Source organism: Eggerthella sp. (assembly GCF_048329335.1).
Lineage (GTDB): Bacteria > Actinomycetota > Coriobacteriia > Coriobacteriales > Eggerthellaceae > Eggerthella > Eggerthella lenta.
In genome coordinates, this window is the sequence record NZ_DBFEGU010000310.1 from 1 (window position 1) to 5,133 (window position 5,133).

At 67.6% G+C, this 5,133-nt stretch carries 5 protein-coding genes; all 5 read right to left on the reverse strand.

The window, feature by feature from the left end:
* Nucleotides 1-114 precede the first annotated feature (114 nt).
* The gene (gpmI, locus tag ACMO6A_RS09785) at nucleotides 115-1,686 is read right to left on the reverse strand and encodes a 2,3-bisphosphoglycerate-independent phosphoglycerate mutase (protein ID WP_009608658.1); all 1,572 of its coding nucleotides are present in this window, start codon (nucleotides 1,684-1,686) and stop codon (nucleotides 115-117) included.
* Between the two features lie 159 nt (nucleotides 1,687-1,845).
* Nucleotides 1,846-2,619 (reverse strand): triose-phosphate isomerase, encoded by a 774-nt coding sequence (tpiA, locus tag ACMO6A_RS09790; RefSeq protein WP_009307176.1) that lies wholly within the window; start codon nucleotides 2,617-2,619, stop codon nucleotides 1,846-1,848.
* A 68-nt stretch (nucleotides 2,620-2,687) separates the two neighbouring features.
* Nucleotides 2,688-3,872: a phosphoglycerate kinase gene (locus tag ACMO6A_RS09795; RefSeq protein WP_009307177.1), complete on the reverse strand. Its 1,185-nt coding sequence runs from the start codon at nucleotides 3,870-3,872 to the stop codon at nucleotides 2,688-2,690.
* 62 nt (nucleotides 3,873-3,934) lie between these two features.
* Nucleotides 3,935-4,936 carry a type I glyceraldehyde-3-phosphate dehydrogenase gene (gene gap / locus ACMO6A_RS09800; protein WP_009307178.1) on the reverse strand — a complete coding sequence of 334 codons (1,002 nt, stop codon included), beginning with the start codon at nucleotides 4,934-4,936 and terminating at the stop codon, nucleotides 3,935-3,937.
* 72 nt (nucleotides 4,937-5,008) lie between these two features.
* On the reverse strand, nucleotides 5,009-5,133 hold a 125-nt coding region (locus ACMO6A_RS09805), incomplete at its 5' end, for a helix-turn-helix domain-containing protein (protein WP_418471174.1).

Genomic DNA, 5,133 nt, shown 5'->3' on the forward strand with positions numbered 1-5,133 from the left:
GTATAGCGAAAGGCTCCCGTCAGGGCAAGGGCGGCGCAGGCGTTCGCGTAGCGGGACGAGACGGAGCGGGACGCCAGCCCCGTCCCCCGCGCCTCATCCCCGCGAAAACGCCACCTACGCCAGCAGGCTCCTCCCCGTCATGGCGGCAGGGGCTTCGAGGCCGATGAGCTCGAGCAGCGTGGGCGCGATGTCGCAGAGCGCGCCGAGCCGACCGTCGAGCGTGCGCCCCGTTTCCGCGAAGTCCACGAGCGCGAGCGGCACAGGCGCCGTGGTATGAGCCGTGAAGGGGCTGCCGTCCTGGCTGAGCATCTTATCGGCGTTGCCGTGGTCGGCCGTGATGAGCGCCGTGCCGCCCTTGCGCTCGAGAGCGGCCAGCACCTGGGACACGCCCGCATCCACCGCCTCGATGGCGGCCACGGCGGCCGGGATGACGCCCGTATGCCCCACCATGTCGGGGTTCGCGAAGTTCACGATGTACACGTCGGCCTCGTCCGCGTCGATGGCCGCGGCCAGCGTGGCAGCCACGTCAGGCTCGCTCATCTCAGGTTTCAGATCGTAGGTGGCAACCTTGGGGCTGGGGATGAGCGCGCGCTCCTCCCCTGCTTTCGGCTCCTCGCGCCCGCCGTTCAGGAAGAACGTCACGTGGGCGTACTTCTCGGTCTCGGCGATGTGGTACTGCGCAAGGCCCGCCTCGGCCAGCACGTCGGCCAGCACGTCGGCGGGGAACTCCTTGGGATAGGCCACCGGAGCGGGTATCTCGGGGTCGTACTCGGTCAGGCACACGAAGCTCACCTGCGGGCACGCGCCGCGCTCGAAACCCGCGAAGGCAGGGTCCACCAGCGCGCGCGTGATCTCGCGGGCGCGGTCGGGGCGGAAGTTGAAGAACACGACCGCGTCGCCGTCGCGCACGCCGCGCCCGGTCAGCGCCGTGGGCACGACGAACTCGTCGGTGACATCCGCGGCGTAGGAAGCGGCCATGACCTCGGCGGCCGTCGCGTCCGCGCGCGGCTCGGCGGCCACGACGGCGCGCCACGCCTGCTCGACGCGCTCCCACCGGTTGTCGCGGTCCATGGCGTAGTAGCGTCCCGAGATGCTGCCGATTTCGGCCGTGCAGCCCTCATCCGTCAGCTCGGCGAGCACGCCTTCCAGCTCGTCCAGATAGCCCGCGCCGCTTCTCGGCGGCACGTCGCGGCCGTCCATGAAGCAGTGCACCACGATATGCGATGCCCCGGCCGCCTTCGCAGCGCGCGCGAGCGCGTAGAGGTGCTCGTTGGAGGAATGGACGCCGCCGTCGGACACGAGCCCCATGAGGTGCAGCGCCGCCCCCGGCCGTGCGGCCGCCGCGAACGCCTCGTTCAGCACGGGGTTCGCCGCCAGCGAACCGTCGGCGCAGGCACGGTTGATGCGGGTGAGCTCCTGGAACACCACGCGCCCGGCGCCGATGTTGAGGTGTCCCACCTCGGAGTTGCCCATCTGCCCCGCGGGCAGGCCCACGGCCTCGCCCGATGCCTCGAGCTTGGTCCATGGACGGGTGGCGAACACCTCGTCGAGGCACGGCGTGCGCGCCTGAGAGATGGCGTTTCCCGGACCCGGCTCGGCCAGGCCGAAGCCGTCCATGATGATAAGGCATGCGGGAAGGGTAAGGTTTTCGGCTGATGCCGCACGGGATTCTTCGACTGCGCTCACTTCGCTCGCTCCGCTCGGTATGACGGGAGGCGGCGCGGAGTGCGCGCCGCCGGGACAACAGGTTCTCGGATCCGCCGTCCGAAGCGAAGCTTCGACGAAGAACCTCCGTTGACGAGAAGGCCCTTCGACCCGCTTCGCTCGCCCGGGACGGCGACAGGGCTACAGGCAGGCGTTGATCAGCTGCACGAAAGACGCCGCCTTCAGGCTGGCGCCGCCGATGAGGCCGCCGTCGATGTTCGGCTGGGCCATGAGGCCCTCGACGTTGCCCGGGTTCATGGAGCCGCCGTACAGCACGCGCATCTCCTCGGCGACCTCCGCGCCGTACAGGTCGGCGAGCGTCGCGCGGATGGCGGCGCAGACGGCCTCGGCCTGCTCGGGCGTGGCCGTGCGCCCCGTGCCGATGGCCCAGATGGGCTCGTAGGCCACCACGCAGCGCTGCGCGTCGGCGGCGTCCACGCCGGCGAACGCGGCGCGCACCTGGGCGCACACGAACTCCTCGGTGGTGCCCTCGTCGCGCACGGCCAGCGACTCGCCCACGCACACGATGGCGTACAGGCCCGCCTCGACGAGCGCCTTCACCTTGCGGTTCACGTCCTCGTTCGTCTCGCCGAACAGCTCGCGGCGCTCGGAGTGGCCAACGATGCTGCCCGCGCAGCCGATCTCCTTGATCATGGGCACCGAGATCTCTCCGGTGTAGGCGCCGGAGGGCTCCCAGTACACGTTCTGGGCGTTCACGGCCACCTTCGTCTTGTCGAAGTCGAGCACGGTCTTGGCCGGCTTGAGGTCGACGTAGGGCGGGCAGATGACGATGTCGACGTCCTCGCCCCAGGTCTCCTTGTCGTACTGGTTGGAGATCTCCTGCGTCAGCACCACGGCCTCGGCGATGGTGTTGTTCATCTTCCAGTTGCCTGCCATCATGGGTTTGCGCGCCATGCGAACTTCCTTTCCATCGAAACGCCCCGGACGGGAACCGTCTCCCGTTCGGGGCAATCGCCTGCTTGCTACTTCAACGCCTCGACGCCCGGGAGCGCCTCGCCCTGCACGAGCTCCATGGAGGCGCCGCCGCCGGTGGAGATGAACGTCATCTGCTCGGCCAGGTCGAACTTGTTCACGGCGGCCACGCTGTCGCCGCCGCCGATGATGGTGTCCGCATCCGCGTTGGCGGCCACGGCCTCGGCCACGGCCTTCGTGCCGGCCTCGAACGCCTTCATCTCGAACACGCCCATGGGGCCGTTCCAGAACACGGTCTTGGCCTGGGCCACCGCGTCGGCGTACAGCTTAGCCGTCTCGGGCCCGATGTCGAGGCCCATCATATCACCGGGAATCCCGTCGACCGAGACCGTGAGCGTTTCGGCATCTTCGGCGAAGCGGTCGGCGCACACGACGTCCACCGGCAGCAGCAGCTGCACGCCGCGTTCCTCCGCCTTCGCGATCATGGCCGCCGCGCGCTCCACCCAGTCCTCTTCCTTGAGCGAGGTGCCCACGGCCTTGCCCTGGGCCAAAAGGAACGTGAAGCACATGCCGCCGCCGATGATGAGCGTGTCGCACTTGTCCATGAGCGCGTCGATGACCTTGATCTTGTCCGACACCTTCGAGCCGCCGAGGATGGCGGCGAAGGGACGGCGCGGCTCCTCCAGCATGCCCGAGAGCGTGGCCACCTCGCGCTGCATGAGGTAGCCCGCGTACGCCGGCAAGAGCGCGGCGACGCCCGCCGTGGACGCATGGGCGCGGTGCGCGGTGCCGAACGCGTCGTTCACGTACGCCTCGCCGAGCGCGGCCAGCTCCTCGCAGAACGCGGGATCGTTCTTCTTCTCGCGCTTGTCGAAGCGCAGGTTCTCCACCACCAGCACGTCGCCGTCGCGCAGCGAGGCGGCTTTCGCGCGGGCGTCGTCGCCCACCGTGTCGGTGGCGAACACCACGGGCTTGCCCATAAGCTCGGAGAGCTTCTGGGCGGCGGGACGCAGCGTGAACGACTCCTCGAAGCCCTCGCCGGCCGGACGGCCGAGATGGCTCATGAGGATGACGCGCGCGCCTTGCGTGACGAGCTTCTGGATGGTGGGCAGCGCCGCGCGGATGCGCGTGTCGTCGGTGACGGCGCCGTCCTTCACCGGCACGTTGAAGTCGACGCGCACGAGCACGCGCTTGCCGCGCGCGTCCAGCTCGTCGATGGTTTTGATCTCGGCCATGGGGCCCTCCTGTCTAAACGAGAAACGAGCCTGCCAAGGCAGGCTCGTTTCGGGGAATGCTGTTAAAGAAGGATCTTCACCAAGTCCTTCACACGGTTCGAGTAGCCCCACTCGTTGTCGTACCAGGAGATGCACTTGACGAAGTTGCCCTCGCCGCCCAGCACCATGGTCAGCTTGCTGTCGAAGATGGAGGAGTGCGGGTTGTCCACGATGTCGATGGAGACGATCGGGTCCTCGGTGTACTCCAGGATGCCCTTGAGCGGGCCCTCGGCGGCGGCCTTCATCGCGGCGTTGATCTCATCGGCCGTGGCGTCCTTCTCAAGCTCCACGGTGAGGTCGACCATCGATCCGTCCGGCGTGGGAACGCGGGTGGCGAAGCCGTCCAGCTTGCCCTTGAGCTCGGGCAGCACCAACGACACCGCGCGGGCGGCGCCCGTGGTGGTGGGGATCATCGACATGGCGGCCGCGCGGGCGCGACGCAAGTCCTTATGGGGAAGGTCGAGGATCTTCTGGTCGTTCGTGTAGGAGTGGATCGTGTTCATGTAGCCGCGCTTGATGCCGAAGTTGTCCATGAGCACCTTCGCGAAGGGGGCCAGGCAGTTCGTCGTGCACGAGGCGTTCGAGATGATGTTGTGCTTCTCGGGATCGTACTGGTCGTCGTTCACGCCCATGACGATGGTGATGTCCTCGTTCTTGGCCGGCGCGGAGATGACGACCTTCTTGGCGCCCGCGTCAAGGTGCGCCTTGGCCTTCGTGCCGTCGGTGAAGAAGCCGGTGGACTCGACGACGACGTCGACGCCCAGCTCGCCCCAGGGGAGGTTGGCGGGCTCGCGCTCGGAGAGCACCTTGACCGCATGGCCGTCGGCCACGAAGCCGTCCTCGGTGACCTCGACCGTGTCGAAGGCGCGCCCGTGGATGGAATCGTACTTGAGCAGGTGGGCCATCGTCGGAATGTCGCCGAGGTCGTTCACTGCCACAACCTCGATCTCGGGATCGTTCACCATCGCGCGGAACGCCAGGCGGCCGATGCGACCGAATCCGTTAATGCCTACTTTGATTGCCATGCGTATCCCCTTTCATAAGATACTCTTGCTCGCAGAAGCTTAAACGATAATACAACACGTACGCGAACCATTCTAGCGGTGTAACTCTTTCGCCATCTGCTCGATCCGGCGAACGCGATGGTAAACGGCCGATTTGGACAGGGGCGGGGTCGCGCGCTCGCCCAGCTCCTTGAGGGTGGCGTCGGGATAGGTCACGC

What these genes read in the sequence shown, in the direction of transcription:
- ACMO6A_RS09795 (WP_009307177.1), bottom strand. Translation starts at nt 3,872, where the DNA reads ATGGCCGAGATCAAAACCATCGACGAGCTGGACGCGCGCGGCAAGCGC.
- tpiA (WP_009307176.1), bottom strand. Translation starts at nt 2,619, where the DNA reads ATGGCGCGCAAACCCATGATGGCAGGCAACTGGAAGATGAACAACACC.
- gap (WP_009307178.1), bottom strand. Translation starts at nt 4,936, where the DNA reads ATGGCAATCAAAGTAGGCATTAACGGATTCGGTCGCATCGGCCGCCTG.